This is a genomic window from Bacillus sp. AY18-3 (genome assembly GCF_008042305.1).
GTDB lineage: Bacteria > Bacillota > Bacilli > Bacillales > Bacillaceae_G > Bacillus_A > Bacillus_A wiedmannii.
Genome location: NZ_QKQR01000024.1, coordinates 128,876 through 155,492 on the forward strand (window position 1 = coordinate 128,876; position 26,617 = coordinate 155,492).

At 33.4% G+C, this 26,617-nt stretch carries 27 protein-coding genes and 1 pseudogene; 8 read left to right on the top strand and 20 right to left on the bottom strand.

Annotation, left to right across the window (positions count from 1 at the left end; translation table 11 throughout):
- Positions 1 to 220: 220 nt before the first annotated feature.
- Both DM800_RS20250 and exsF read left to right on the top strand, forming a co-directional pair.
- Positions 221 to 358 carry a DUF3956 domain-containing protein gene (locus DM800_RS20250; RefSeq protein ID WP_000376554.1) on the top strand — a complete coding sequence of 46 codons (138 nt, stop codon included), beginning with the start codon at positions 221 to 223 and terminating at the stop codon, positions 356 to 358.
- Positions 359 to 929: 571 nt separating this feature from the next.
- Complete coding sequence (gene exsF / locus DM800_RS20255; RefSeq protein ID WP_147787471.1) at positions 930 to 1,433, top strand: exosporium protein ExsF; 504 nt, start codon at positions 930 to 932, stop codon at positions 1,431 to 1,433.
- Between the two features lie 869 nt (positions 1,434 to 2,302).
- On the opposite strand, the gene DM800_RS29325 is transcribed toward exsF, so the two are convergent.
- The 3 genes from DM800_RS29325 to DM800_RS20275 form a co-directional block, all read right to left on the bottom strand.
- A complete protein-coding gene (locus DM800_RS29325) occupies positions 2,303 to 2,683 on the bottom strand; it encodes a hypothetical protein (RefSeq protein WP_179955693.1) in 381 nt (126 codons plus the stop codon).
- A 575-nt stretch (positions 2,684 to 3,258) separates the two neighbouring features.
- A complete protein-coding gene (locus tag DM800_RS20270) occupies positions 3,259 to 4,599 on the bottom strand; it encodes a DEAD/DEAH box helicase (RefSeq protein ID WP_147787472.1) in 1,341 nt (446 codons plus the stop codon).
- 73 nt (positions 4,600 to 4,672) lie between these two features.
- Positions 4,673 to 4,942, bottom strand: a complete 270-nt coding sequence (locus DM800_RS20275) for a hypothetical protein (RefSeq protein WP_147787473.1) — start codon at positions 4,940 to 4,942, stop codon at positions 4,673 to 4,675.
- A gap of 29 nt (positions 4,943 to 4,971) precedes the next feature.
- Between DM800_RS20275 and DM800_RS20280 the strand changes: the two genes are divergently transcribed.
- On the top strand, positions 4,972 to 5,763 hold the full coding sequence (locus DM800_RS20280; protein ID WP_147787474.1) for a hypothetical protein: 792 nt from the start codon (positions 4,972 to 4,974) through the stop codon (positions 5,761 to 5,763).
- Between the two features lie 44 nt (positions 5,764 to 5,807).
- On the opposite strand, the gene DM800_RS20285 is transcribed toward DM800_RS20280, so the two are convergent.
- On the bottom strand, positions 5,808 to 6,494 hold the full coding sequence (locus DM800_RS20285) for an MBL fold metallo-hydrolase (protein WP_147787475.1): 687 nt from the start codon (positions 6,492 to 6,494) through the stop codon (positions 5,808 to 5,810).
- A gap of 233 nt (positions 6,495 to 6,727) precedes the next feature.
- Here DM800_RS20285 and DM800_RS20290 point away from each other — a divergent pair, with 233 nt between their 5' ends.
- On the top strand, positions 6,728 to 7,057 hold the full coding sequence (locus DM800_RS20290; protein ID WP_147787476.1) for a YkvA family protein: 330 nt from the start codon (positions 6,728 to 6,730) through the stop codon (positions 7,055 to 7,057).
- 60 nt (positions 7,058 to 7,117) lie between these two features.
- On the opposite strand, the gene tdcB is transcribed toward DM800_RS20290, so the two are convergent.
- From tdcB to DM800_RS20330, 8 genes are all read right to left on the bottom strand, one after another.
- The gene (gene tdcB, locus DM800_RS20295) at positions 7,118 to 8,119 is read right to left on the bottom strand and encodes a bifunctional threonine ammonia-lyase/L-serine ammonia-lyase TdcB (RefSeq protein ID WP_137015557.1); all 1,002 of its coding nucleotides are present in this window, start codon (positions 8,117 to 8,119) and stop codon (positions 7,118 to 7,120) included.
- 86 nt (positions 8,120 to 8,205) lie between these two features.
- The gene (locus tag DM800_RS20300) at positions 8,206 to 9,789 is read right to left on the bottom strand and encodes an aminotransferase class V-fold PLP-dependent enzyme (RefSeq protein ID WP_147787477.1); all 1,584 of its coding nucleotides are present in this window, start codon (positions 9,787 to 9,789) and stop codon (positions 8,206 to 8,208) included.
- A gap of 69 nt (positions 9,790 to 9,858) precedes the next feature.
- Entirely contained in the window at positions 9,859 to 10,407 is a 549-nt protein-coding gene (gene plsY / locus DM800_RS20305; RefSeq protein WP_147787478.1) for a glycerol-3-phosphate 1-O-acyltransferase PlsY, read from the bottom strand.
- Between the two features lie 134 nt (positions 10,408 to 10,541).
- Positions 10,542 to 11,441, bottom strand: a complete 900-nt coding sequence (locus DM800_RS20310; RefSeq protein WP_147787479.1) for a BadF/BadG/BcrA/BcrD ATPase family protein — start codon at positions 11,439 to 11,441, stop codon at positions 10,542 to 10,544.
- Positions 11,442 to 11,459: 18 nt separating this feature from the next.
- Positions 11,460 to 12,608, bottom strand: a complete 1,149-nt coding sequence (gene anmK / locus DM800_RS20315; RefSeq protein WP_147787480.1) for an anhydro-N-acetylmuramic acid kinase AnmK — start codon at positions 12,606 to 12,608, stop codon at positions 11,460 to 11,462.
- Between the two features lie 22 nt (positions 12,609 to 12,630).
- Complete coding sequence (locus tag DM800_RS20320) at positions 12,631 to 12,897, bottom strand: hypothetical protein (RefSeq protein ID WP_060488784.1); 267 nt, start codon at positions 12,895 to 12,897, stop codon at positions 12,631 to 12,633.
- Between the two features lie 78 nt (positions 12,898 to 12,975).
- Positions 12,976 to 14,259, bottom strand: a complete 1,284-nt coding sequence (locus DM800_RS20325; RefSeq protein WP_048546835.1) for a PTS sugar transporter subunit IIC — start codon at positions 14,257 to 14,259, stop codon at positions 12,976 to 12,978.
- 11 nt (positions 14,260 to 14,270) lie between these two features.
- On the bottom strand, positions 14,271 to 14,576 hold the full coding sequence (locus DM800_RS20330) for a PTS sugar transporter subunit IIB (RefSeq protein ID WP_147787481.1): 306 nt from the start codon (positions 14,574 to 14,576) through the stop codon (positions 14,271 to 14,273).
- A 226-nt stretch (positions 14,577 to 14,802) separates the two neighbouring features.
- Between DM800_RS20330 and DM800_RS20335 the strand changes: the two genes are divergently transcribed.
- Complete coding sequence (locus tag DM800_RS20335; protein ID WP_147787482.1) at positions 14,803 to 16,362, top strand: glycoside hydrolase family 10-like protein; 1,560 nt, start codon at positions 14,803 to 14,805, stop codon at positions 16,360 to 16,362.
- A gap of 57 nt (positions 16,363 to 16,419) precedes the next feature.
- Here the strand turns inward: DM800_RS20335 and DM800_RS20340 are convergent, their stop codons facing one another.
- The 3 genes from DM800_RS20340 to DM800_RS20350 all read right to left on the bottom strand — a co-directional run bounded on the left by DM800_RS20340 (position 16,420) and on the right by DM800_RS20350 (position 19,298).
- The gene (locus DM800_RS20340) at positions 16,420 to 17,253 is read right to left on the bottom strand and encodes a DUF3974 domain-containing protein (RefSeq protein WP_000008384.1); all 834 of its coding nucleotides are present in this window, start codon (positions 17,251 to 17,253) and stop codon (positions 16,420 to 16,422) included.
- Positions 17,254 to 17,277: 24 nt separating this feature from the next.
- On the bottom strand, positions 17,278 to 18,390 hold the full coding sequence (locus DM800_RS20345; RefSeq protein WP_000137411.1) for a toxic anion resistance protein: 1,113 nt from the start codon (positions 18,388 to 18,390) through the stop codon (positions 17,278 to 17,280).
- 314 nt (positions 18,391 to 18,704) lie between these two features.
- Positions 18,705 to 19,298, bottom strand: a complete 594-nt coding sequence (locus tag DM800_RS20350; RefSeq protein WP_147787483.1) for an O-methyltransferase — start codon at positions 19,296 to 19,298, stop codon at positions 18,705 to 18,707.
- A 302-nt stretch (positions 19,299 to 19,600) separates the two neighbouring features.
- Between DM800_RS20350 and DM800_RS29330 the strand changes: the two genes are divergently transcribed.
- Positions 19,601 to 19,759: a hypothetical protein gene (locus DM800_RS29330; RefSeq protein ID WP_001100983.1), complete on the top strand. Its 159-nt coding sequence runs from the start codon at positions 19,601 to 19,603 to the stop codon at positions 19,757 to 19,759.
- 35 nt (positions 19,760 to 19,794) lie between these two features.
- Here DM800_RS29330 and DM800_RS20355 read toward each other — a convergent pair whose 3' ends face one another.
- The 3 genes from DM800_RS20355 to DM800_RS20365 all read right to left on the bottom strand — a co-directional run bounded on the left by DM800_RS20355 (position 19,795) and on the right by DM800_RS20365 (position 23,650).
- Positions 19,795 to 20,664, bottom strand: a complete 870-nt coding sequence (locus tag DM800_RS20355; RefSeq protein ID WP_098146866.1) for a sigma-70 family RNA polymerase sigma factor — start codon at positions 20,662 to 20,664, stop codon at positions 19,795 to 19,797.
- Positions 20,642 to 21,952, bottom strand: a complete 1,311-nt coding sequence (locus tag DM800_RS20360) for a phytoene desaturase family protein (RefSeq protein WP_147787484.1) — start codon at positions 21,950 to 21,952, stop codon at positions 20,642 to 20,644. The genes DM800_RS20355 and DM800_RS20360 overlap by 23 nt, the downstream gene beginning before the upstream one ends.
- 165 nt (positions 21,953 to 22,117) lie before the next feature.
- On the bottom strand, positions 22,118 to 23,650 hold the full coding sequence (locus DM800_RS20365) for an SMI1/KNR4 family protein (RefSeq protein ID WP_147787485.1): 1,533 nt from the start codon (positions 23,648 to 23,650) through the stop codon (positions 22,118 to 22,120).
- Between the two features lie 225 nt (positions 23,651 to 23,875).
- Between DM800_RS20365 and DM800_RS20370 the strand changes: the two genes are divergently transcribed.
- Complete coding sequence (locus DM800_RS20370) at positions 23,876 to 24,508, top strand: cupin domain-containing protein (RefSeq protein ID WP_098146872.1); 633 nt, start codon at positions 23,876 to 23,878, stop codon at positions 24,506 to 24,508.
- Between the two features lie 637 nt (positions 24,509 to 25,145).
- On the opposite strand, the pseudogene DM800_RS20375 reads toward DM800_RS20370, so the two are convergent.
- Positions 25,146 to 25,448, bottom strand: a pseudogene (locus DM800_RS20375) (exosporium glycoprotein BclB-related protein); the annotation flags it as partial.
- Between the two features lie 482 nt (positions 25,449 to 25,930).
- On the opposite strand from DM800_RS20375, the gene DM800_RS20380 reads away from it, so the two are divergent.
- On the top strand, positions 25,931 to 26,221 hold the full coding sequence (locus DM800_RS20380) for a DUF4183 domain-containing protein (RefSeq protein ID WP_001121646.1): 291 nt from the start codon (positions 25,931 to 25,933) through the stop codon (positions 26,219 to 26,221).
- A 60-nt stretch (positions 26,222 to 26,281) separates the two neighbouring features.
- On the opposite strand, the gene DM800_RS20385 is transcribed toward DM800_RS20380, so the two are convergent.
- A partial coding sequence (locus DM800_RS20385; RefSeq protein ID WP_147787486.1) for a DUF4183 domain-containing protein occupies positions 26,282 to 26,617 on the bottom strand: 336 nt, incomplete at its 5' end.

Below are 26,617 nucleotides of genomic sequence, written 5' to 3' on the forward strand. Positions count from 1 at the left end.
ACAAAATAAAAATATCTATTTTTGAAAAGTTTCACATTTTATTTAAAATTAAATGCAATAAAATACAAATCTCATACATCGCTGTTTTTTCTTTCATTGTGTTCGTTTGTTTTATTTAAATAGGTTAATCTATTAATTCTATTAAATCCATCAGTTCAACTATTACATATTAACGTTTCCTTCATATACTATAGTAGATTGTTAGAAAGGAGGCGTAACCATGGATAGTTGCGTTGTGTTTGTAAACGGACAACCTTTTTTAGTTCTTTCAGTAGCTGGTATCGAAATTGCTAGATTAGAGATTTCTCTTCAAGTAGCATTAGCTTTAAGAGTGCTTGGAATACCAATCTGCGATTAATTACCGTACCAATAAAAAAGAGGGCATTAGCTCTCTTTTTTATTTTCTCGCTATCTTTCCTTAATAACAAAAAACGCTAACCAAGTTCATGGCAGCGCCTACGATAATTACTATTTATTTAATCCCTTCTCCATATTATCTACTACTTTTTTATTTAATTAACTATTTTGTTAAAACTTTTCACCTTTCAACTGGACAAGCATATGTTATTGTATGAAGGAAATCCACTTATAGAAATCTACCTTTCTTGTTAAAGAGCATGCCTATATGCGTGCTCTTTTTTATTATGTTTTCTTTCATTTCTGATTAACATTTTTAACCCTCTTCATACTATTTTTTCAACTTTAGGTTACAAACTATTTCTGTAAGCGCAGTGTTTCCTTTGTACAACAGGCAGTTAGTTTTATCGACTAACTGCCTGTTTTATATAATATTTAAGATTATTTATAGTTTTAACCATAACAGGACCACCTCTGCACTATTCATTATAAATTTTCATATATTGTATTGTGCTTGTCCAAAACGTGAGGTTATTACTCACGCAATCTAAATGAAAGAAAGGAGTGAAAATATGCGCTCATCTAGTTGTAAGCTCACAAACTTTAATTGTGGAGCACAAGCCCCCAGTACTCTACCAGCTCTCGGTTTTGCTTTTAATGCTACTTCACCTCAATTTGCAACACTATTCACGCCACTACTACTACCTAGTACGGGCCCAAATCCAAACATTACTGTCCCTGTAATCAATGATACAATTAGTACAGGAACTGGTATTAGAATTCAAGTAGCTGGTATTTATCAAATCAGTTATACATTAACAATCAGCCTCGATAATGTTCCAGTAGCCCCGGAAGCAGCGCGCTTTTTCTTGACACTAAACTCATCAACTAATATTATTGCAGGATCTGGAACCGCAGTCCGTTCTAATATCATTGGCACTGGTGAAGTAGATGTATCCAGCGGTGTCATTCTAATAAACTTAAACCCTGGTGATTTAATTCAAATTGTACCGGTTGAAGTAATTGGTACAGTAGATATTCGTTCTGCCGCTTTAACAGTTGCACAAATTCGTTAATAAAAACAATATGCTTGGCTAATTAACATTTAATATTCCTTATACACCCCAAAATATATGTTATAGATTTAACACACATTTATATCAAACAAGCATATTTTATTGTATGGTGACTATCTAGTCATACAAATCTAAAGCGTTCATAAGAGCACACTTATATGTGTGCTTTATTTTTTATGAAAATCAGGCTTTAATATAACTATTTTGTTTTACTTTATACTCATCGCTCTTTTGAACATTTACCTTTTTATTGTTATATTTGCTCATTGTTTTTCTCTTTTGTTTTACAAATTAGCTGATTAATTTCACAAACACCTTTTATTAAACATCCCATGTTTCTTCATCCCTTGAATATTTTTCAAATAAAAATACATACTATTTTCAAGCCGCCGTGTCCACGGCTAATACTTCTTTCTTTTGTTACAGTAGAAGCAGGTAGGTTCTTAACTTATTTGCTTTTCCTGTACGTTTTTTAAATATTGAAAATAATAATAAGCTTTTTGAATTAGCATCTTCACTCTTCTCGTAATGGGAATGTAATTTATCACAATTTGCTAACTCATTCTACTCGCTGGCAGACAACCAAAATTGTTGTCTGCTTTATGTATGAGATTTTTCATTTTACATATACTAGTTTTGAGCCTGTTACCAATGCAAGCCATTTTGGTGTTTTGAATTCCGACTAAGCTTTTTGTTGCATAGATTATTACATCTTTGACAACACTGATTTAAAGCGCGTTTTCTGGTTATTCGTAGTTCTAATCCAGAATAATTTTTCTCCTATTAAAGGACAGCAGATACGACTGCTAGTCCTTTTTTCTTATACCGCATATTCCCCCTTCTGGTAGCTTCGAACCACATTGTCCTCATCATTGTAATAAGCAATTCCCCAAAAATGTGACAGTTGTGCTTTTCAATTTCTCCCTCGAACAAAACGAACAAATGAGTTTTCCAGTTCCCAGCGATCGTATTACTCGCATACCCATGTAAGCGAAATGGAGGTTGCGATAATTTTGCATTTTCTTGAAAGCCTGCTCTGCACTGTACATGCGCTTGATGTCAAAAACACCTTCATTCTCGCACTTTACAAACTTCATAAATTCCGCCATCGACATTGTTATAAATTTTGTTCTGAACTGCTGCCAATACAGAAAACTTGCTTTACTTTCCGTTTCAGCAACAATAATTTTCTCGTTCGGCCAATGTTCGAAAATGATTGTTAATTTAAATTTGTAAATAAGAAATCTCAATCTTCACACGCCCTTATTTTTTTCATCTACCAATATGAGTTAAATCATTTATAAACTTCTCTTGTTCCATTTCGATAATTGTAGAATGTGTAATGAAAATACTCACTCGCCTCATTACCTTTTCTTTCAACTAAAGTATTCTGCCGAAATAGTAGACATAATAAGTTCCGTTCTCTTTTTGCTGCTGCATAACATTCCCGTACCGTTTGAATGTGTTACGAATTTCTTTCACCAAATCGTCCAATTCTTTGTTAGCAAAAGATGTTTTCGTATCGTTATACCATTTGATTTTTTCATAATCCGTATCATCAGCAGGGGCGCTAGTACAAATTGCTTTCTCTCGATTTTTTTCGATTAAATATTGTTCATACGTAAGTTACACTTGTTTTTGAATTGCGACATGGTAGTAATACCCTTGCTCTACTGGTTTTGGACTATAAAATTTCCTTTATAAGTTTTAAAATTTATTTTAAATACGGTGAATGAAATTTTCGTTTTTTCTCGGCATCACCCTTGTTGTATACAAGCAAAAAAAGAGCCGCAACACTTTGCGACTCTTTTTGAATAATAACTATTTAACGGCCACGTCTTTGCTGACCTTGTTTTGTACTACTTTTCTTATTACTTGGCTTATTAAATGATCGATTGTTATCATTTCTCGAACTATTTCTTGGGCCACCTTTTGAACCACTTCTTGAACCTTCACGGCTATCTCTTTGGCGATATTGATCTGATTTCTTTGGAGCCGGCTTTGGTACCGGTTTTCCATTTTCATCTACACGTTTTATCTTCGGTTGTTCGATTATTTCTCTTTGCAATGGTGCACCAAGCGTTTTTTCAATTTCTTCTAAATGTTTTTCATCTTTCGCTGCAACGAACGTAATTGCAAGACCTGATCCACCTGCACGTCCTGTTCGGCCAATGCGGTGAATATAACTTTCTACATCCTCAGGAATATCAAAGTTAAATACATGCGTTACACCATCTACATCAAGTCCACGAGCTGCTACATCAGTCGCAATTAAGTACTGAATTTTAGCTTCGCGGAAACTCTTCATGACTCTTTCACGTTTCGCTTGAGGTATATCACCATGAAGTTCAGCACAATTATAACCTAGTCCTTTTAAATTATCATAAAGCTTACTTGCTCTAACCTTTGTACGACAGAAAATAACAGCTAAAAATGGCTGATCACGATCCATAACAAAACGAAGTGCATCTGGCTTTGCACGATCTGTCGTCTCAATGACACGCTGCTCAATTGTATCTACCGTTACTTCTTCACTTTGTACTTGAATCATTTGCGGCTCATCCATATAACGTTTCGCCAATTTTTTAATATCTTTTGGCATCGTTGCTGAGAATAACATCGTTTGTTTACTATCAGGTGTCTCATCTAAAATATCTTCAATATCGTATAAGAAACCGAAATAAAGCATTTGATCCGCTTCATCTAGTACAATTGTTGAAAGATTACTTAAATCAATTGTTTCACGACGTATATGATCTAATAATCGTCCTGGTGTCGCAACAACAATATGTGTATTGCCTTTTAATTTTCTCAATTGTTGTGCTACATCTTGCCCGCCATAAATCGCTAGTACATTAATATCTTCTCTTTGAACAAGCATTTTTTTAATTTCAGTTGTAATTTGCAGTGCTAGTTCCCTTGTTGGTGCAACAATTAAAGCCTGAACATCACTACACTCTGGATCGATTTTTTCTAAAATCGGTAACACGAATGCTAACGTTTTACCCGTTCCTGTTTTCGCCTGCCCAATAATATCTTTACCTGACATAATAACTGGAATTGCCTGCTCTTGAATTGGTGTTGCTTCTGTAATTCCATTTTCACGTAATGTATGATTAAAAGTTTCACTAATTCCTAATTCTAAAAAGTTTTTCAAATAGACCACTTCTTTTCCTTATTTTTCACATTAGCTTTCATTGTACCATTTGTTTCGCCAAATATGAAAAATAAAAAAATTCTTATCTTCTTTTTTTATATTCATCGTGTACTAGTTGGACAAATTCTATTTGTTTTTTCTCTGATTTTATTAATGCTTCCATATTAGTAGGAGACAAAATAAACTTTTTAATTTTTCTATTACTCCAAATTAATTTTGTATACTTTGCATCTTCGTGTAGCCTTCGAAACCACTCGAATTCACTTAACTTTGCAATATGATGTTTTAGTTTCATGTCATTTCGAGGGTAAAATGTACTTATAGCCATTATTACATCAAGCAATAAACTCATCTTCTTCCCTCCTATACATATATATTTCAATGTTAAGGAAACATAGTTACAAGGTGATAAAATTGACTAATACATTCATAAAAATTTTTTGCGTATTTTTCTTACTATATTTTCAATCCACCACAATTATAATGGCGAAATCTCAAACAGATATAATAAGTGAATTCAAACAAGCTTTACTCAAAAATGATAAAAAATTAATGCGGTCATATGTAACAGAAGGGATTGAACTACCTACTTTCCAAACAAATAAACATATTCATGAAATTAAAATAGTACCGTCTCCAAAAGAAGATACTACAATTCTTATTTCCTATTTCAAAGAAACTGATGGCGAATTTACTATCGGTTACATTTTAGAAATAATAACAAAAAACAATAAAATATCTCAAATTAATCAAATTTATGATGGAACGAATCCATTTATGAAAGAAGCTACTATTGTAAAAGAATATGAAATCAAGTGTAAGGAACATATACTTACTCCTACAAAATTCCCGTTCGAAATTCACGAATTTCAAGGGTACATCTATAACGATTACTTAAACCTCCAATACTACAATGAAGATATTAATGGGATTTTTAAAATCACTGTTTCACCAGTTCAAAACAAATTATACTTCTATTCACTTAGGGGAGCTAAGTTCTACAGCTTAAAAAATAATATAAAAGCATTATATAATCCTCATTTTGATTCAGCATATGAGCTTATCTTTCAGCAGAATGGTTTTCAATATACAATTGCAATTGGTAACAAACGCTATATAAAAGGAAAATATAACGTAAAGGATTTAATTCAAATTGCAGAATCTATGAATTAAAAAACCGATCTTTTCAATATAAGAAAGATCGGTTTTTTATTATTTTATATAATGAGTTTTCCTCCATGATAACAATAATACGTTGCTGCTTTAAGGTTTTTAATTCTCTTTAAAGACTCTTCCGCTTTTTCTAAATCTAAGCAAAAATTCGGATTAGCTATTTCTAATTCACAATTATCTTGAACGGCCGCATCCCCTGTAATTACACAGTTTAGATTTGGAAAATATAATGAAATATGCCCCGAAGTATGTCCTGGTGTCGCTACAATTTGACATGTATCATTCAAAATCATTTGACCATCATATACTTTTTCATCGACGGAAACATGTCTTATATTTTTTAATTGTTGTATAAACCACTCACCAAATTCTTTCTCTTCAATTGGCATACGTTGTAACATGTCTTCAGCTTGAACTAGCCTCTCCGATTTTATTTCACCATTAATGTAGTGGGATTCAATTTCACTAGCAATAATATTAACGTGAGGATATTTCACTTTGAAATCATATAAAGATCCTATATGATCGTCATCATAATGAGTAATAATTATATTTTTTAAGTTTTTCATCTCATATCCATGCTTTAAAATTGCGTCTTCAATTAAAGGTAAAAAATTGATATAACCCGTATCTACTAAAGTTAATTCCTTGTTTAATATAAGTAAGCTCGGATAAATACATTGTTTTGCCCCGTTAAATTCAAATTCAATTGGTAGTTCTATTATCTTCATTTTTCTTCCCCCATACCCGGTATTCAATTTTTAATAATAAATAAATCCTCCACATACATTTTACTGTACATACTTATGTAACAAAACACTGTAAGTCGTTACATAACCAACATTCTATTATTTTGAACAGGTAATTTCCTATTTTTATGGAAATATACAATAAAATTGATTATTTCACTACTTCTTTGTCTATCCTTTTAAAAAATCTATGTTTTTGTAAAAGGAGTGTTTATATGGAGAAACAGACCCTTTGGAAAAAATTCAAAAAAAGCTCAACAAACCTTGGGAAATCTAGCGTATATGAAAGTATTATTTTATACTACACAATGAGAAAAAAAGGGTTACCTACTAAAGCGAAATTTATAATATTAGCCGCTTTATCCTATTACGTATTAACAATCGACTTCATTCCAGATATAGCTGCTATTATTGGGATTGGCTTATTAGATGATGTTTTAGCAATCGCTATAGCGCATAAATTTGTAATGCGCCATGCAGATGCTGAAATTCGAGAAAAGAGTAAAATGAAAATGGAGTCATTATTTACTTCAGCTCAAGTATAACTAAAAAGAGCTAAGATCAATTCTCTTAGCTCCTCGTTCATAACATTATTTTTTTGAATACTATTTCACTTCATTAGCTACAAAAAATTGCTCACAAACACTGGAAATGCGCTGCAAGTCTACGTTTCCACCAGATATAACCGCGACTACCTTTTTCCCTTTAATATATGGATCCACTTTCCCTGCAAGTAGAGCAGCAGTAGCTAATGCGCCAGCCCCTTCTACAACAGCTTTACCACGTTGTAATAAGTCTTTCATCGCTACTTCTAATTCACCTTCTGATACTGTTACAATATCATCTACTAATTCTTTTACTACTTCAAAAGTTAAATCGCCTGGTATTTTAACTGCGCAACCATCTGCTATAGTGGGTGCCTCATAATGTTCTACAATCGTACCTTTGTCATAAGATGCCTTCATCCCATGAACATTGTCTGCTTGGACACCAATAATATTAATGGATGGATTAAATGATTTTAATGCAACAGCAATTCCAGAAATAATTCCACCTCCGCCAATTGGTACAATGACAGTATCAACATCCCACATATCATCAAGAATATCCAAACCAATTGTACCTTGACCAGCCATTACCTCTACATCATCATATGGATGTAAGTATGTTTCACCTGTTTCCCTTATTATCTCCTCACATTTTGCCTTCGCATCATCAAAAGTTTCACCGTATAAAATCACATCTGATCCATATCCTCTAGTTGCTTCAACTTTCGCCTGAGGGGCAGAAATTGGCATCACAATTTTACTCTTAATACCAAGTAAATGAGCAGATAAAGCAACTCCTTGCGCATGATTACCAGCGGAACAAGCAATTACTCCTCTCTCTTTTTCTTGATCTGTCAACTGTGACATTTTATTAAACGCACCACGAAATTTAAAAGAACCCGTTAATTGCATATTTTCTAATTTCAAGTGAATTTCTCCGCCTGTTTTACTAGTCAAATAAAAAGATTTTACTAGTGGCGTTTTACGAGCATTTCTGTCTAAAATGGTTTGGGCTTTTTTAATATCGTCTATATGTAACGGTAGTTTTTTAGTTATCATACTAACACCTCTTCCAATGGTCTATTCCTAAGTTTTCGTATGTAGCAACTCCTTTATACGAAACCATCTATATTAAGAAAAAGTCTTTATATATGTACCCCACTCTGTAATATACACATTTGCAAACAATTTAACATCCTCTTTGTATCGCGTTCTTTATAATCATTTAAACATGCAATTTGAATCCAATTATTCTTTTGTAAATACGATGACTCATAATGAACAATGTATCCTTGTAACGCTAACGCATCACCAATCGCCTTAGAAGATTGATTTTCATTTAATTGAATGGTAACTATAATGGGCGCGGCATGTTCTTTAGGTGAAACAAGATTTAAACCCATATTAGTAATAGCTTGTTCAATATATGCATACGTCTCGTTTATTTTTTCAAATGCTTTTGCATCTTCAAATCTCTTTAATGCTTCTTGCAGTGCATACATTAAATTCCATGAATGAGAATATGGAATACTTTCATTTTCTTCATACATACCAACGTCCATATAGGCCGGTAATGTCTCGTTTACTTTCACATTATGATTATAAAAAACGAAAGATAATCCAGTAAACGATTTAATTGCCTTTCCGCTAACACCGCTTGCAAAATATACATCCTTCAAGTCTATCGGTATTGCTCCAATCGAACTGATACAATCTACACATAGCTTCACATTATACTTTTTACTTAAAACATTTAGCTCGTCTAAATCATTTAACATTCCGGTTGATGTTTCATGGTGAACAAACCAAAGCCATTCATAATTGCCAGTTCCCATTATTTTTTCTAATTCGGTATAAATAAACGGTTCTCCCATTTCTTTTTTATACGTATCAAAATGTAATTGTGCGCGTGATGCATGTCCAACTAATCTATTACCAAATTCCCCATTTGTTAATACTAGTCCTTTCCCTTTTAAAGAACGTAACTGTAAAGCAATAGCATCATTTGCTAACGTCCCTGTTCCTAACATAAGTTGTACATGCTTTGCTTTTGTCATGTGAAGTAACCGTTTTTTCACATTGTCCATCGTCACTTGAAATAACTTAGAACGATGCGAAATAGGCTTAGTAGAAAATGCCTTTCGAACATTTTCTTCAATATCTACTGGACCAGGTAAAAACGTATATTCTTTCGTCATAATTCCCCCAACACTCGATGCTTCAAACATAGCAGGGGTAACATACATTGGCTGGAAGGCTGCTGCTTCTGTACCAACTAACGTATGGAAAGATTTGAATCCCATTTGCTCATATAAAGGTAGTTCACGTGTTGTAGCAGAAATGAGTGCCAATTCATATCCGTTTAGAAGCAAATAACGATGTAAAAAGCGAATTAAACCTAAAAACGCTCTTCCATTTCTATATTCACGTTCTACTGAAAGTAAACGAATTTCATATACGTTTTCTCCATGTTCTTGCAAATAATAATCTAGATTTGGAATTTTATTGTCTAACGAGAATGGTCGTTTTCCTCGCAATGTAACCATACCTACTAACTTATCGTCATCTAAACAAATTAAATATGTGTTTTCTTCATGGAAACGATCTATACGAACACGCTCTTTCGTTTCTTCATGTTGCGGAATTTCTTCTACAAATGTTTTATAATTCAACTTATGTATACTTTCAAATTCCCAAGCTTGATCAGCAACTTTATAAATTAACCCCATGCCTTCTCTCCTTTATATATTTAATAAAAATTATAAGTGGAGATTAACTCCACTTATAAAAAGTTCATTTCATTCTCGATTTACATATAAAATAAGTACAATGATAAGTGCACTTAAAATAGTCGTAACAATAGAGTAAGAATACAAAATCATGCACACTGGTAAACAAGCGATTGTAATTAGTCCTGGCTTAGTAAATCCTTTAAAGATTAAATAAAATATAATGAAAACAGCAACAAGGGTAAGCGCTATCAAATAATCAAATGCAATTAATCCTCCAATAAATGTTGAAATCCCTTTTCCACCCTTGCCTTTAAATGCAATCGGGTAAATATGTCCAAGTAAAACAGCCAGTAAAGCTAACATTACAAATGTAGAATCTTCAAAAAGGTATTTTGCAATAGAAACTACGATTGCCCCTTTGATCGCATCACCTAAAAATGTAGCGACGAAATAACCTTTTCCATATACGCGCCCCATATTTCTTGCGCCAGGATTGCCGCTTCCTTCCTGCCGAATATCAACATTATGTTTCCATTTCGTCACTATATAAGCGGTCAATATGTTTCCAAATAAATAAGAAACCACCAAATACAAAAATTGTATACTATTAATCATGTAATCATTCACTTTCTACATGGGAGTACTTATACAATATTCAATGACTATGTATATTGTACTTTTCTTACTTTACATCCCTTTATACATCTTAACATCATATTTTTACAAATCATACAAAAATTCTCATACCGCTATTTATTAAAATATAAATTCTTCATTAAGTAATAGGTTCCTTTCACTGCTAGTTCTGATGGTGATACAAATATAACTTCTCCCATACTTTTCTCGCAGCATTTCTTAAATTCAGCATATATTTCAGGAACGAAACGTAATATACTGCCACTTACTGCAATTGAAGTTGATAAATCAAACTGCATCTTATTGTAAATATTCACCGTAATTCTCGTTAATTCCGTAGCCGCTTGCACCATAATTTCATGTGCATCATCATTCCCATTTCTCGCTTCCTCAATAATGAATGGTGCAATTGCTGCAACTTTATCTTTTGAAAAACTATATACTAGTCTTTTTATATGAGACGATGTCAAAAGTTGAAACTCTTCTTGAATTCTTAAGCTTAATGGGCAAAGTGGAACTCCTTGATCAAATTGATTTGCCATTCTCTTTAAACCTTGTAACCCAATCCAATATCCGCTTCCTTCATCTCCTAAAATATGTCCCCATCCACCGCTATACTCGTACACTTCTCCTTTCTTTCCTAAACAAATCGCACCTGTACCGCCAATTGTTAAAATTCCATCCTTTCCTTTTAAAGCAGCTGCATGAGCAATCGTTGCGTCATTAAAAACTTCAATTTGTGTTCCGTACTTCTTTTTTAGACGTAATGTTAACTCATTCGTATTTGCTCCACTTACACCCGCTAATCCTAAACAAATACAAACGCAATTCCCATTTAATAACCCTCTCTGGCATTGATCAATCGCTTCCATAATATGAAAAAGTGCTTCTTCAAAATCTATTAATATATTTCCAAAACCACTCGTAGCCCTTTCAAGTTCACTTCCGTCTTGATCAAATGCAATTGCTTCTGTCTTTGTTCCCCCGCCGTCTACTCCAATCATATATTTCATATGTTCGCCTCATTCTCTTCAAATTGGAGGGAATGTTATATTCCCTAAAACTACAGATTGCTTTGCACCTGTTGCACTTGGAACATTACTCGGATTACGATGATACGTTTCGTTTGCTAAAATGGCAAAGGCGATTGCTTCTTTCGCCTCTGAAGAATAGCCTATATCTTCTTGAATGAATATGGCGCATTTTTCATTCTTCAATCCATACCGTATCATTTCAACAAGTGTACGATTATAACTGCCGCCACCGCCTAAAATCACCTCATCGATTTCATAATACGGCAGAATAAACTCCTTATACTGATGAACGATTGAACTTGCCGTAAACATCGTGACAGTCGTCAATATATTTTCTTTACTATGTTTTTCAAACCGTTTCAATAACTCACTGACAAATTCTTCTCCAAACTGTTCTCTACCAGTTGATTTCGGTGGATTCATTTTCAAAAATGGATGGTTCATACAATATGTCAAAATCTCTTCTACAACTACTCCCCGTTTTGCAATCTTACCATTTTGATCATATGACAACTGAAATAGCCTTTGACACATTTCATCCATTACCATATTCCCTGGACCAGTATCAAAAGCTATAACGCTTTTATCACTTAGGTGACTTGGTATTACGGTAACATTACCGATCCCGCCAATATTTTGTAGTAGTCTATTTTTAGTTTGATGACGATACAAAATGATTTCCGAATATGGTACAAGTGGTGCACCTTGTCCCCCTGCTGCGATATCCATCGTTCGAAAATTAGAAATAACCGTCGTATTCGTTTCATATGCTATAACTGCTGGTTCTCCAATTTGCAATGTGGAAGGAATCATATTACCATCTTGCTTTGGCTGATGATAAATCGTTTGTCCATGAGAACCTATTAAATCTAATTGTTTCAAAGGAAAATTGACCTCTTTACAAACTTCCTTTACTGCACCTGCGAAGCATAAACCGAGTTTGAAATTTAAACTGCATATGAGTTGTACATTTGAATTTTCTATTGATAATGCCTGCTGGATCTCATTTTTCATATCATTATAAAATGGTACAGTAGTAAAATGGATGAGTTCAACTTTAGAGCCTACACCACTCCTTTCTATATGAACGAGTGCTACATCTATTCCGTCTAACGAAGTACCGGACATTATCCCTGCAATATACATAACATGCATGACCTCCTATTTACTAAAAAACAATCATGTAAGTTACAAACGTACAACCGATCGAAAATAATATAAATCTATAAAACAACTGAGCTTTCGATGCGAACGATCCATCAATGAAAGAAACAACTACTGTAAGCAAAATACTTGCCGCAATGCTTGTAACGAGCCATATACTATGCATTTGTGATAAATCTAGCATTCTTAATAAAGGTACAAAAAGTAAATTTGCACATATCACTCCAAATAATAATAAAAATACACCTTTATAACTAAATTTTATATTCATTCCATTTCACCCTCTCTGGACTTCATGTGAAAGAAGTGATAGACAAAATGCCTATCACTCAAAAATAAAATATAAAACTTACGGATTAACAGATTCCCCATCACCATTTTTCTCAATTTCAAGCATGTTTTTATCGTACATTTTAAAGAATGGTAAATAAATAAGGAAGGATATTGTTATGTTTATAAATACGAGTACAATCGCTCTCCAATCCCCACCTGTTGCTAAATATGCACCAATTGGAGCTGGTAATGTCCATGGAGGCATTATATGTGTTGGTGTAACAAACCCCATCGCAGTTGCTGAGTATGCAATAGTTGCTGTTACTAGTGGTGTAATGATAAATGGGATAATTAATATTGGGTTTAGTACGATTGGCAATCCAAAAATAACAGGTTCATTAATATTAAAAATACCAGGTACAATACAACTTCTCGATAATGCTTTCGAATATTTCGATCTACCAAATACGATCATGGCTAATACAAGTCCTAGCGTTGCGCCCGAACCACCAATCCATATAAACCATTGGTATAATGGTTCTGGTGAAATGAATGGTAACTGATTTGCGCCACTAGCAACTGCTTCACCATTTTTCCCTAAATATACTTCCCATAATGGCCGGGCAACAGTTCCAACAACCGACACACCATGGATTCCGAATGACCAAAAAAATGTAATTAAAAATACTGGAATGATTACACCGAAGTAACTATCACCAGCTTTTACTAACGGTGCCGCTAATTTATCAACTACATGATGTAAATCAATACTAAAAACGACAGTTACTAAACTCATTAAAATAATAACGAATGCAGCAGGTATAAGTGCTTCAAACGAACGTGAAACAGACGGCGGTACTTGTTCTGGCATTTTAATCATTACATTTTTCGTCTTACAAAATCTTAATATCTCAACTGATAAAATAGAAACAATCATTGTCACGAATAATCCATGACCCCCGAGATTTGTCATCGGAAGCATAAACCCTTTTTTATCAATTAATTCAGGCGTTAATGTTAATAGTAATGAACATACTGCAAGCTGTGCTCCTGATAAAGCATCTAGCTTATAACTTTTCGCTAAATTATATCCTATTCCAAATGCTATATATAAAGACATAATAAACATCGTTAAACGATATGGTATTAATATACTTGTTTGATTTTTTAATGCCCAAACAGATATGAAACTATCTTTCGGTAATGGTGGAAATGCTACGATTAAAAAGAAACTTCCTACAATAATAAATGGTAACGCTGAAATAACTCCATCACGGATTGCTTGTAAATGCCTCTGTTCAGAAAGCCTTGCCATCGGTCCAGATAAGTTTCTATCAAGAAACGTGACAAATTTATTCATAACGCTTCCCCCTAACTAATTAAATCATTTACAGTTTTTAATAAAGTCGGTCCGCCAAGCAGCGTGTATGCTTGTGGCGGTATGATACCGCACGGGATAGATTCCTCTTCTGCGAATTTTTTAACAGAGTCAAATCTATGTCTTACTTGAGGTGCAACCATTACAACGTCCCAGCCATTCTTTACTTCTTCCTCTATCTCACTTGTTCCAATGGCATGGACTTCCATGTTTACACCTTTTTTCTCCGCCTCTTTTTTTAAAGCGTTTACAACAATTGCACTGGACATCCCTCCAGAACAAACGAATAAAACCTTCATTTATTAATCCTCCTATACTTATAAATTATCCCCTTCGGATGAAAGGAAGTTTCACTTTACTAACAAGCATATGAAGAAGTAAAAGAATTTAGTTATATTGAAAGTAAATTTCAGTAAAAATATTTTTCCTATTAAATTAATGTTTCAATATTTATTTTTCTCAATTGTAAGTACAACCTCACCTCGGATATCATATTAGCTAACCATATAATAGGGAGGCGTATAAATAATCATGAAACGTTTATTAGTGATATGTTGTATCGTCATCTTTTTTATTCCTTTCTCTTTCATTTCTCCTCACTCTACTTATGCTGAAGTAAATACTACGTATAAAAAATATGAATTACGTGCTGTATGGATCGCATCTGTTCTTAATATTGATTGGCCCTCAAAAACTGGCTTACCCGTCGGAAATCAGAAGCAAGAATTTATTAGATTATTAGACGATGTAAAAAACACTGGTATGAATGCAGTCGTTGTACAAATTAAACCAACTGCTGATGCTTTTTATCCTTCAAATTACGGTCCTTGGTCTGAATACATTACGGGGACACAAGGAAAAGACCCTGGATATGATCCACTCGCATTTATGATTGAAGAAGCACATAAAAGAAATATAGAATTCCACGCATGGATTAATCCATATCGAATAACGATGAATCACTCCGATATAAATCGATTATCGAATAATCACCCTGCAAAACAACATCCGGATTGGGTTGTACCTTATGGCGGGAAATTATATTACAACCCTGGTATTCCAGAAGTGAAAAAGTTTATAACTGAAGGTGCTTTAGAAATCGTACAAAATTACGATATTGATGCGTTGCATATGGATGATTATTTTTATCCATATAAAGTAGCGGGCGAACAATTCCCCGATCAAAAAACGTACGAAGCATATAATAACGGTAAATTTACAAATATAGAAGATTGGCGACGTGACAATGTAAATGAACTTGTCAAAGGTTTAAATACTGCTATAAAACAAGAAAAATCATACGTAAAGTTTGGCATAAGTCCGTTCGGCGTATGGCGAAATATAGCTGACGATCCAACTGGCTCTAACACAACTGCAGGCCAAAGAAACTATGATGACCTTTATGCTGATACACGTGAATGGATACAAAAAGGTTATATTGATTACATTACACCGCAAATATATTGGAATATTGGTTTCACACCAGCTGCATATGACATATTAGTAGATTGGTGGGTAAAAGAAACACATAATAAACCGATTCACCTATACATCGGTCAGGCAGCCTATAAAATTAATAATAATTCTGTCCCCGCTTGGTCTGATCCTGAAGAATATCCAAGACAAATTACATTAAACCGGTTATCTCCTGAGATAAAAGGTAGTATGCATTTCAGCTTAAAAGATATTAATAACAATCCTCTAGGCATTAAAGATAGACTCACAAACGACATATATAAACATCCTGCATTAATCCCACCTATGCCTTGGCTTGATCATGATCCACCTAAACAACCGACTTTAAAAGGTGCTATTCCAAGAGATGAAGGTATTGCAGTAGGTATCATTGATAATAGAGAGAATGACTCTGCTTATTACGCCATTTACCGTGTGAATGGCAAAAATGAAGTGGATATACAAAATCCAAAACATTTACTTACTACTGTAAGGAAAACAAAACTTGGAGAGATTTATGTAGATAAAACAGCTATTTCTGGAGAAACCTACACATATGTAGTAACTGCAGTTGATCGATTGCATAATGAAAGTGTTGCTTCTAGTCATACAACCGTTAAAGCAAAATAACAACTAATAAAAAAACGCCTTAAAAGCTAAGAACTATAGCTTTAAGGCGCTTTTCATTTATTTATTTTTAAACTTCTCAGTCGCTGCTCTCATCTTCACATTCAAATCGTGATCAATCGAGTCACGAATATCTCGCTCGACTACTTCCATTTCTTTTTGGAAATTTTGCAAGTAGATTTTTAATTCTTCTTCTTTTTCTGGTCGTTGTGAAGGTGGTAATTGTACGACTAACGATAGCATCGCTGTTAAATCTTTCATTAAGAACGTTTCAAGTTTATGTTGTTGTTCAAACATACGCTGCTCCTGATAATACGGCAAGGCATTTAATACTGAAATTGTAATTTCATCAACCGTTCTTTGTAATGAAGGGTTTATTGAGCGTTTATACGTTTGAATTGTATTTAATGCATCTGGATATCGATCATAAAAATACAATTTATAAAACGAAAGGTCTGATGGTTTTACTGTTTGCTGCGTTTCTTGTCTTAAAAAATCTTTTACTTTCATCGCCGCTACATCAATATCTTCATTTGTAAGTTTTTTCGTTGTTTTTGCCATTACATGTACTTTTTTCTGTTTTTCTTTCGGTAACATTGAGAATACTTGCTCTCTCGTACGTTGACCCGATGCACAAAAAAGAGTGTTTAATGTATATTGTTCTTTCTTTCCTTCCGTACGAATCCAGCGATAAAAGAGTGGGTGTTGTGTAAATTCTTGTAAAAACGGTAATGATTTATTCGATAACTTATCTAAAGAATCATGTGCTCTTTTATATGGTTTCGTCCATGAAAAATACAGTTTACGTCCGAAATATACAACTAAAACAACGACAGTAAATGCGATTAATAGCAATGTACCCAATAGTACTAATACTGTTTGAATGAAACTCATTTTTTCACCTCCTCTAAAAGTCTGTTATTTCCTTGGACGCTGAATGAGTTTTTGTTTCATTTCATCATTAAATGTGTCTAATTCAACTACAAACTTCTTACTTGACTCGATAATACGTTCTGATGATTTCTCAGAAGCTTCAATCGCAGCAAATACATTTTGGAATGATTCACGTAATTTATCCATGCTAATAGCAGGATTTTCAAGAAGTTTTGTTGTCTCTTCTGTATTTTGTTTTAATGCTTGTGAGTTACTTAATACCATTGATTCAATTGCTTCATTTGTCGCATTCACTGCATCAATTGTTTTACGCTGATTTGTTAACGCTAGCTGGATAGCAGCTGAAACTGTTACAACGTTTTGCGTCATCGTAATTGCATTACGAATTGCCTCTGTTAACTTTTCATTATTTTTCTTAATAATGTCTACAGATGCGATAGATTGTAATAGTACACTTTTCGCTTGCTGCATATTTCGTGTACGTACTAGAATTTTTTCTAATGCATCGTTAATTAATGGAATATCTCTTTGACGTTCTGGATTTTGTTTCTCAGCTTCCAGCATACCAGCGAGTTTTCTTCCTAAGTATACTTGTTTATCAAGAGCGTGAATTTTATCGTGCGATTGTTCTTTAAGCATTTCAAGACCAACTGTATCTTCTTGTAAGTTGTCACGACCAATTAGAAGGGATCTTATAATCTCTTCAATTTGTTTATCTATAGATTGATATTTATGCACGTATGTTTCAAGTGGATTTTTCTTGAATACTTTAAACATAATTTTCTTCATACCACTTGCTTTTAATGAATTCGGATCAAGCTCTGATACCACTTTGCGTAATTCTAACAATGTATTTGGAATTTCTTCATTCTTGCCATTCATCATCGCTGTTACAGGACGTTTTAATGCTGATAACGTTTGTCCTGCTGCTTGTTGCTCTTTATCCCCTAAATCTCCTAGCTGTGACAATACTTTTGATAAATCCGTATTTTGCTCGCTATTTAATTTTTGTACATAAAGATCAGCTTCTTTATTCAGTTCCTCTAATTCTTGATCTTTTATAACTGTATCTACTACTACTTCTACATTATTATCTTTCACAATGGATACAGGTTCTTTTTTCTCGAGTTCAGTCAACAAAATCGCTCCTTTATTTATATGTGCGAATTTATATGCACTATATTTCATCTATTATATCGTATTTCATATACATTCTAACTGCTTGAAATCGATTTTTTTAGAAATGCCTGTTTATGCAGTCATTCCCTGTTTCTTAGTATAAGTATACCTGTTCTCAACATTATTTTCCTCAGACTTAAGACCTAGAGAACAACATGCTGAAGGCGGATTCTTCGTATGTTACGTATATAAATTACGTCCTTCCCATCCTACTGTACTCAATCTTTTGACATACACCCTTTTTCAATGTGATAATTATATTACGCTCAATCCTAACTCTTCTTAAGCGCTACAAATGCTCCATTTTGAAATGCCAATAACACCGTTTCAAACATTTCATCTTCTTCAATCATTTTTCTAAACTCGGTTAATTCACTTGCATGAGAGGTTGCGTTATCAACAACAAGAAAACCCTTTGGTTGTAAAATGCGTTTTATATGCTCAAGCCACCACATGTATTGCGTCCGCTCTGAATCTAGGAAAATAAAATCAAATGAATGATCTAGTTGCACATCTAAAAATGCCCCTGCTTCTTGATTATGAACATCAATCCTTTGTAAAAGGTTTGCCTTTTCAAAATTGACTAGTGCCTCTCCAACTCGTTCTGAAGAAAGCTCTACAGTTGTTACATTTCCATTTGTTTCTTCTACCGCGCTAGCTAACCACAATGTAGAATAACCATTAGAAGTTCCAATTTCTAAAATGCTTTTTGCGCTACATCCTTTTACTAAAATTGATAAAAATTGCCCCATCTCACGAGAAATATTCCGTAATTTTTCTTCCCGTGTTTTTTTGTTTCGATCATGCTCTTCTCCATATTGTTCAAGTTGAAATAATAATGAATCTAACGTATCCATTCTTTTCATCGCCTTTCCAAGCAATATGATGAAAAAGCTCTTGCTGCCCGTCTACTTTCATTATATGCGAAACGAAATCCTTTTTCTCGTTATATGACAAAGATTTGAATTTTTTTATAGCATATTGTTTCGTTTTTTGGTAAAGTTAATTTCTACGTGCAATTATTCCATTCATACTATTTTTAATTCAATTGCAGTTGTTAAATCATATAAACCCCAATTAAATGAATCGGTATTTCAAATTCAATTAAGCGCCCTTTCCGGACGCATTTTCTTTTGTTTATATATTTCTAGAAGAAAGGATGCTTACAATGAACGTGATTAGCTTAGATGCTGCTCGAAAACGAAAACAGCATAAAAAATTAATGATTACTATACCGATTATTTCACGTATTTATGAAGAAGATGGGGAAATTAAATTTGAGGTAGCAGGCGAAAAAGATGTACCTCTTGAAATGTTAGAGAAATAAAAAAAAGACGCACTTCTAAAGAAATGCGTCTTTTTTTATACCATTACATTTAAGTGCATAAGTTTTTCAGGATTAACCATCATATAAATGTTTGAGATTTTCTCATTCTCAAATGTAAATGAAAGCACATAAGTCACTTTATTATTTACTTTAACAATAACACCTGGGCCTCCATTTACCATTTTATAATCAACATTGTACTCTTCCGGGAACTTCTTCCTAATTCCAAAGAATAAACGTATAATTCTATCTGCAGAATAGATTGGATGGATTGCAGTTGTAGTTTTACCACCACCATCAGCTTTTAATATTGCATCTGTTTTTAATACTTCTAACATGCCTTGCGCATCCCCACACTGCAAAGATGATACAAATTTCTCCACATAGGCAGCCATCTTCTTCGTACTTAATGTTGACTGCTTCGGCTTATCCAAAATACTTTTCCTTGCACGTTGAAAGATTTTTCGGCAGTTCGCACTACTCTTATCTACAATTGAAGCGATTTCTTCGTATTCATAACTGAAAACCTCTCTTAATATGAAAACAACTCTCTCTACCTCAGACAGTTGTTGTAAAAGTAATAAATATGCCGTAGAAATTGATTCTTTCATTACAAATGACTCTGATGGATCATCAACCTCTTCCACAAATGGCTCTGGCAACCACATTCCGACATATACGTTCCGTTTATGTGCTGCCGAACGTAATTTGTCAATTGAGCGATTTGTTACCATTTTACATAAATAGGCTCTCATATTTTCTATAGTTTGAACGTCCTCCATATTATTAAGTGATATAAATACGTCATGGACGATATCTTCAGCATCCATAACACTCCCAAGGATTCTATATGCTAACGAAAATAATAATGATTGATACGTTTCATATAATTGCTCCGTTTCCATGATGAACTGCCTCACTTTCAGATTGCTTTAATATGTGTAACGCTGCACGTTTTCCGCTTGCCACCGCAGCATCAGCTAATATTTCATCATGCCCAGCCCAATCTCCTGCAACATAAACACCTGGCATTCCAGGTATGTTAGGGCCTGGTTTTTCAACACGGTCAATATGAGGAAAATCATATACTACCGTTATTTTCGGTAAATATTGCTGTGCAACAACTTCTCTTTTCCAATTCGGATGTAACAACTCCATCATATTTTCTAACTGTTCTTTCTCTTCTTGAATATGATTCAGTTCTAGTACAGGGTTATGGTATTTAATTAGACTCACTACAATTGATCCATCTTCACTTAATTTAGCTGCTCTCGATTGATTCGTGAAAAATATAGGTTGATCTAATCCCAATGCAAAATGATGTAAAAGATTCGGTAATTGTTTTAAACCAATATCTAACGCTGCCACAGTCACTTGTATAGATTGTTCACTCCATTTTTGCAAACTTGTTCCTTCTGTACCTTTTATAATTTTACATGCCTCTTTCGGTGGAGTTGTTACAATAACTGCCCCTGCTTCAAATACTTCCTCGTCAAAACAATGTATTCTTTGTTTTCCTTCACAATGCTCTATTTTTAAAACATGCTTTTTAGCCAGAAATTGTACACCACTAGTATTCGCTATTCCTCTTAAATTTGTTATTATCGTCTCCCAACCACCATCTACATAAAGTACTCCTTCTTTCATAGAAAGCTGTATTTGCTTTACTACGGAAGATGCTAATTGTATTGTAGGAGCATACGTATATGTTGTTGTTCGGCATAATGCATAAAATATATTTCGAACCATTGGATCTTTAATTTCATTTTCTGCCCATGTAGTTAGGCTTATTTTCGGAACTTTTCCTACATCTAAGTTTCCTAAATGAATCATAAGACGAGCGAACTGTACTTTTGCAGACCATGAAAGTAACGGTGTTGATAAAATAGAGCGAAAATCTGTTGGAATGGTATAAATATCCCCTTTCCATATTCCATTTGCTTTTGTAGATGGGATTCCACCTGGAAGATTTACTCCTAGCTCATTAAAAGTTATAAACGCTTCTCCACCTCTATATAAAGCATGTGCACCAAGATTCATACAAATGCCGTTTTTATTTATAGTCATCCCTCGACCGCCGAAGTGACTGGACTTTTCTAATACAATAACTTTCCTTCCAGCTTTCGCTAAATATATAGATGCTGTTAATCCAGCAAGCCCACCACCAACAATTGCTACATCAAAATTTTTCATAATAAAATCCCTCCTTATACGTTCTACATACAAGACGAACGATTAAGGGGGGATGTGACATTCAGTTACACATAATTTATTTCACCTAACCACTTTATTGCAGTATCAACTGTCAAACAGTTACACCTTCTACAAACAAACTTATTTACATAATAATGTTATTTTCTATTCAATTACATGCTGGTGCCATATTTCACTTTCTTCTTCACTCATTCCTCCAATTATTTTTGAAAAATCTATATTTCTATCAAACGAGTCTTTTAACATAAAAAATTGTTCAAACGTTCCTGTAAATATTTCTAATGAATGCGAACAACAAATCGTTTCAAGGTTATCAATTGTTGCGCCATCTAATTCTAATTCCTTTAGCCCATTCATTTTACCTAATGCCGCTCCATCCTTTACCTTTGTATCTGTCAATTTTATATTTTGAATTGACGCATTGTGTTGAAAACAATTTAAATTAGCAATGATGCTATTTTCAAATTCAATTTTGATTAACTTATTTAAATTTTGCAAAACAAGCAAATCCAATTCACTAACATTCTCTAAACCTAAAATATATAAATGCTTTAAATTATCTACTCTCGAAATCGCATAGAGCTGCTCACGATTTGAAATATGTACAGAAAGCGATTCTAATTTTTGAAACTGCGGTAGCAACGAAAAATCTTGAATACTTGTATGTGTAATATTTAATTTTTTTAATGATGACATTTCTACAAGTTCCGATAAATTATTTATCTTCGTATTCTTTATATTCATTTCTTGTAAGTGTTTTAGATGTATGATTGGCGTTAAATCTTGAACCGGATTATTAACTAAATATAACTTCTTTAAAGAATTCATTCGTTCTAATCCTGCTAAATCTCGAATTTCATTTCCGGATAAAATTAGTTCTCTCACTTCTGTACACATTTGTAATGGACTAATATCTACTAACCCTTTTCCACCTAAATATAATCTCTTCTCTCTAATAAACCTGTTTGCACGTTCAGATGCACCCACTATATATTTCCAATTCTCATCTAAACTATCGTACCAATCATTAACGTTATTTTCAGATTGAAATATAAATTGGGGCTGTAAAACAGGTAATTCAATATTAAATAAAGCGTCTAAAAAATGTATATTATCATTAGCACCATAACTCCAATATAAATAATCTTCCTCTTGATGAATGGTGAAATTTTTATTTTTTAGCGTTTGTAAAATAAATAGTAACAAATCTGAAATTCTATTTGCAATTACATATTTCACTTCTTCATCTCGTCCAAAATTAATAACTTGTCCCACTTTCCCCTTTTCATCCGGATCAACATCTATTCCTAAATTGTTACCGCCATAATCTTTACTAATAGGTATCCAATCGTGATTCACATATCTTTCCTTAATATATTCTGTTGGTATTGAAAATGCATCAAAATTAAAAAAATCATCCTCTTCAATTCTTTTCCATATTCTCCACTCATCCAAAACTTCATCTAACGAGAGAAATGGCAAACCAAAAAACAACCCTGGTCCTGATTTATCCTCACCGTTATGTGCAAGATAAAGATTACGTAATTCATCTGGAAACGCAATTCCCATTTCACTTTCGGCATATTGAATTTCTTCTATTGTTGCAGGTGCATTCAAAAACGGTTGAAAGTAATTTTTTAATTCAACTTCCAACTCTTTTAAAATAGTATGGTTCATTTTCTGCACTCCCCTTGTACTCCAAATTAAAAAAGCGCTATCTTTTACATTAATTGTAATTAATAGCACCTTTTTTCGCAATGAAACTCTTGTAATTATAGTGCATTCAAATGAACATTTTTATCACTTTACAAACCAAGGGCAGCAACGCTTTCACATTTCAATAACTAGACTCATATCCTAAATTCAAATTGCATGAAAATATAAGAAAGGCGGGTAATACAAATGACTTCTAATATCGACTACACTTCCCCCTCAACCAATTTCACCCATGATTTAAATAAAAGTAATTTTTTTAAGAAAGATGCCCAAAATTATATAAACGTACTTGGCATAAAACAATTAAATACTTTAGAAAATACTTCTTTATTAGATATCTATTTAAGTACAGGAAATGTTGTAGAGCCACATATTCATCAAAATGCAGCTGAACTTGTTTACTGTATTTCAGGATCTGCTGTTGTTTCCTTACTTAATCCTTTTACAAACCAAATATTAAACTTACCGATAAAACCAGGGCAAGTTGCCAACATTCCACAAGCGTGGTGGCATTATGAGATTGCTACAGCAGATGGTACTCATTTATTAGCTATTTTCGATGCCCCAACCCCAGAAGTTATTTTTGGTTCTGATATTTTAAGATTAACCCCCGCTAATATGATGGCTCATACTTACTGTCTCGATGAACAACAATGGAAACAAGCAATATCCCCTATTCAATCCACTACAGTAATTGGTCCTCCAGCAAACTGTAATCAGAATCGCAGCACGATAAACCCAACAACTCAGCCTCCTAATCCACAACAAAATTTATATTACCAAGATTCATATTATTTCCCTCTTTACTGGGGATATTAATTTAAATACTGAAAAGACAATTATTCATCTCCGCGGAAAATACGCAGGAGATTTTTTATTGTATATCTCCATTTCTATTTTTTTCGTAACAATTAATAGAGTACATACATATAATATTTATATATTTAATTGGAGGTGATAGTACTATGAGTAATTATAACTATCGAAAAAACTACTCTAATAATAAAAATAGTAGTTCATCAGCATCCTCTCAGTCTTCGAATTCTCAATCTTCCAATTCCCAATCACAAAGAGATTTAGCCGAGCAAGGCTATGTAAAGAAAAAAGGATGCAACTGTAATAAAAACAAATAGTTTATTACTAATTTGAACAATAATATTTCAACGCTCACGATAAATACCTTTCTTCCCTTGTACACTGTTTATTTAATGGATGAATTCTGTTCTTAATAGAATTCATCTTTTTTGTTTATTGGTAATTTTTTAAACGATATAACTTACTCCATAAACAATAGAGTACAAATTATAAATTTTGATTTTTTTATACCAACTTAACAAAGAGTAATTTCTCAATTGATTTATCACCAATCTTTCCATAAAATATAGCCCTTCCTAATAAAATTAGGAAGGGCTATATACAAATGTCAGTTTAAATTTCAAACAACCATTGTAACAAGTTAGACGATATTAATACCTGCACTTACAAATCCAGCTAATGCAGCTATTGGACTTGCTGCTGTTAATGAAACATATAACAGTATTTTATCTCCAGCAGCTACTGGGATAGCTTCAGGTATGATTCCCGATGCTGTAGCACCAATCGCTATTACAGCAAATGCTGGTGCTAATAATAGAGGTGCTCCCTGTACTGTAAACGTATTACTTGCTGCAGGTGCAGTTAATATTTGTATCTGCACTTGAACAGGTGATAATGGAGCTAATGCAGCTGTTGCACTAAAGAAACCTGCTAATGACGTAATTATTGTGACCAAAACAATTATTATGTGACATTTATTTCCTTCTTACTTATTTTATATTTGAGTGTTTTCCTATTATAAGAGCTAAAAAATTGTGCATAGGTTTCATTCACTTAAAATAGGAAACATGAATGATAATCAAACTTGAAAACGTAATTTAATTATGTTCATGACTCACATATTAATTATATGTTTTTAATAATTGACTGCTTAGATTAAACACCTAAACTTAAGAGTTTATTTTAATTTTCCACGTTTATCTCTTAGGTCCAAAAGCACATTTTAATTTAAATATTAAAACTAAGCATGTGCATATAACCAACAAGTAACAACACCATCTTTTCAGATAAGTAACAATATCTTTACTAAAATTATGCTCTCTCAATAATTAAGAAGCCGTTTCTATTATAGAAAACTTTCATACAATATATCGGACAAGTTATTCTATACTTCGTTCAAAAAATAATTTAGGAGGTGAGAATTAATTGCCAATCATCCAACCATTTATGGCATCTAGAAGATTTACATCTACACTAGGAGCTGGAACAGGAACAGGTGCAGCTTTTGCAATTGCTGCTACAGCTTGTTTAAACGATGCTGGTACTACTGCAACTGCTTTTCCAACTTTTACGTATTACAACTTTTATGTAAACGGCATTCTTCAACCTAGTGTGAACTCCAGTATTACTACTGGACCTACTGGTGCTATTACAATTCCTGGCGGAGATGCATTAGACGGCGGAATTCCAATTACAATCGAATTTATCGTCACTTAGTTTAACTACTTTAATGTAGAACAAAAAGACAGATTCTTTTTATTTAAGAATCTGTCTTTTTTAATTAATAATGATGAATTGCAAAATAATTGAAGAACCTTGCGTTGGTGGTTGATTATCCAATAAAGTTAGCTGACCATTACTAACCTGATATAATGGTTGTGGTTGAAGTATTCCATTAATAAACAAATTAATATAGGAAACCTCATCAGGAGGTAATATGTGTGTTGTACCATATTGAGCTATCCCATCTGAATCTGTATATATAAGTTTTTCGCCATCTGAAAAAGTGTAAAATAATAAATTAGTTGTTGTTATTGGTCCAATAACTCCAGTTGGACCTGTTACTCCCGGTGTTCCCGTTAAACCGGTCGGGCCTGTTAAACCGGTCGGGCC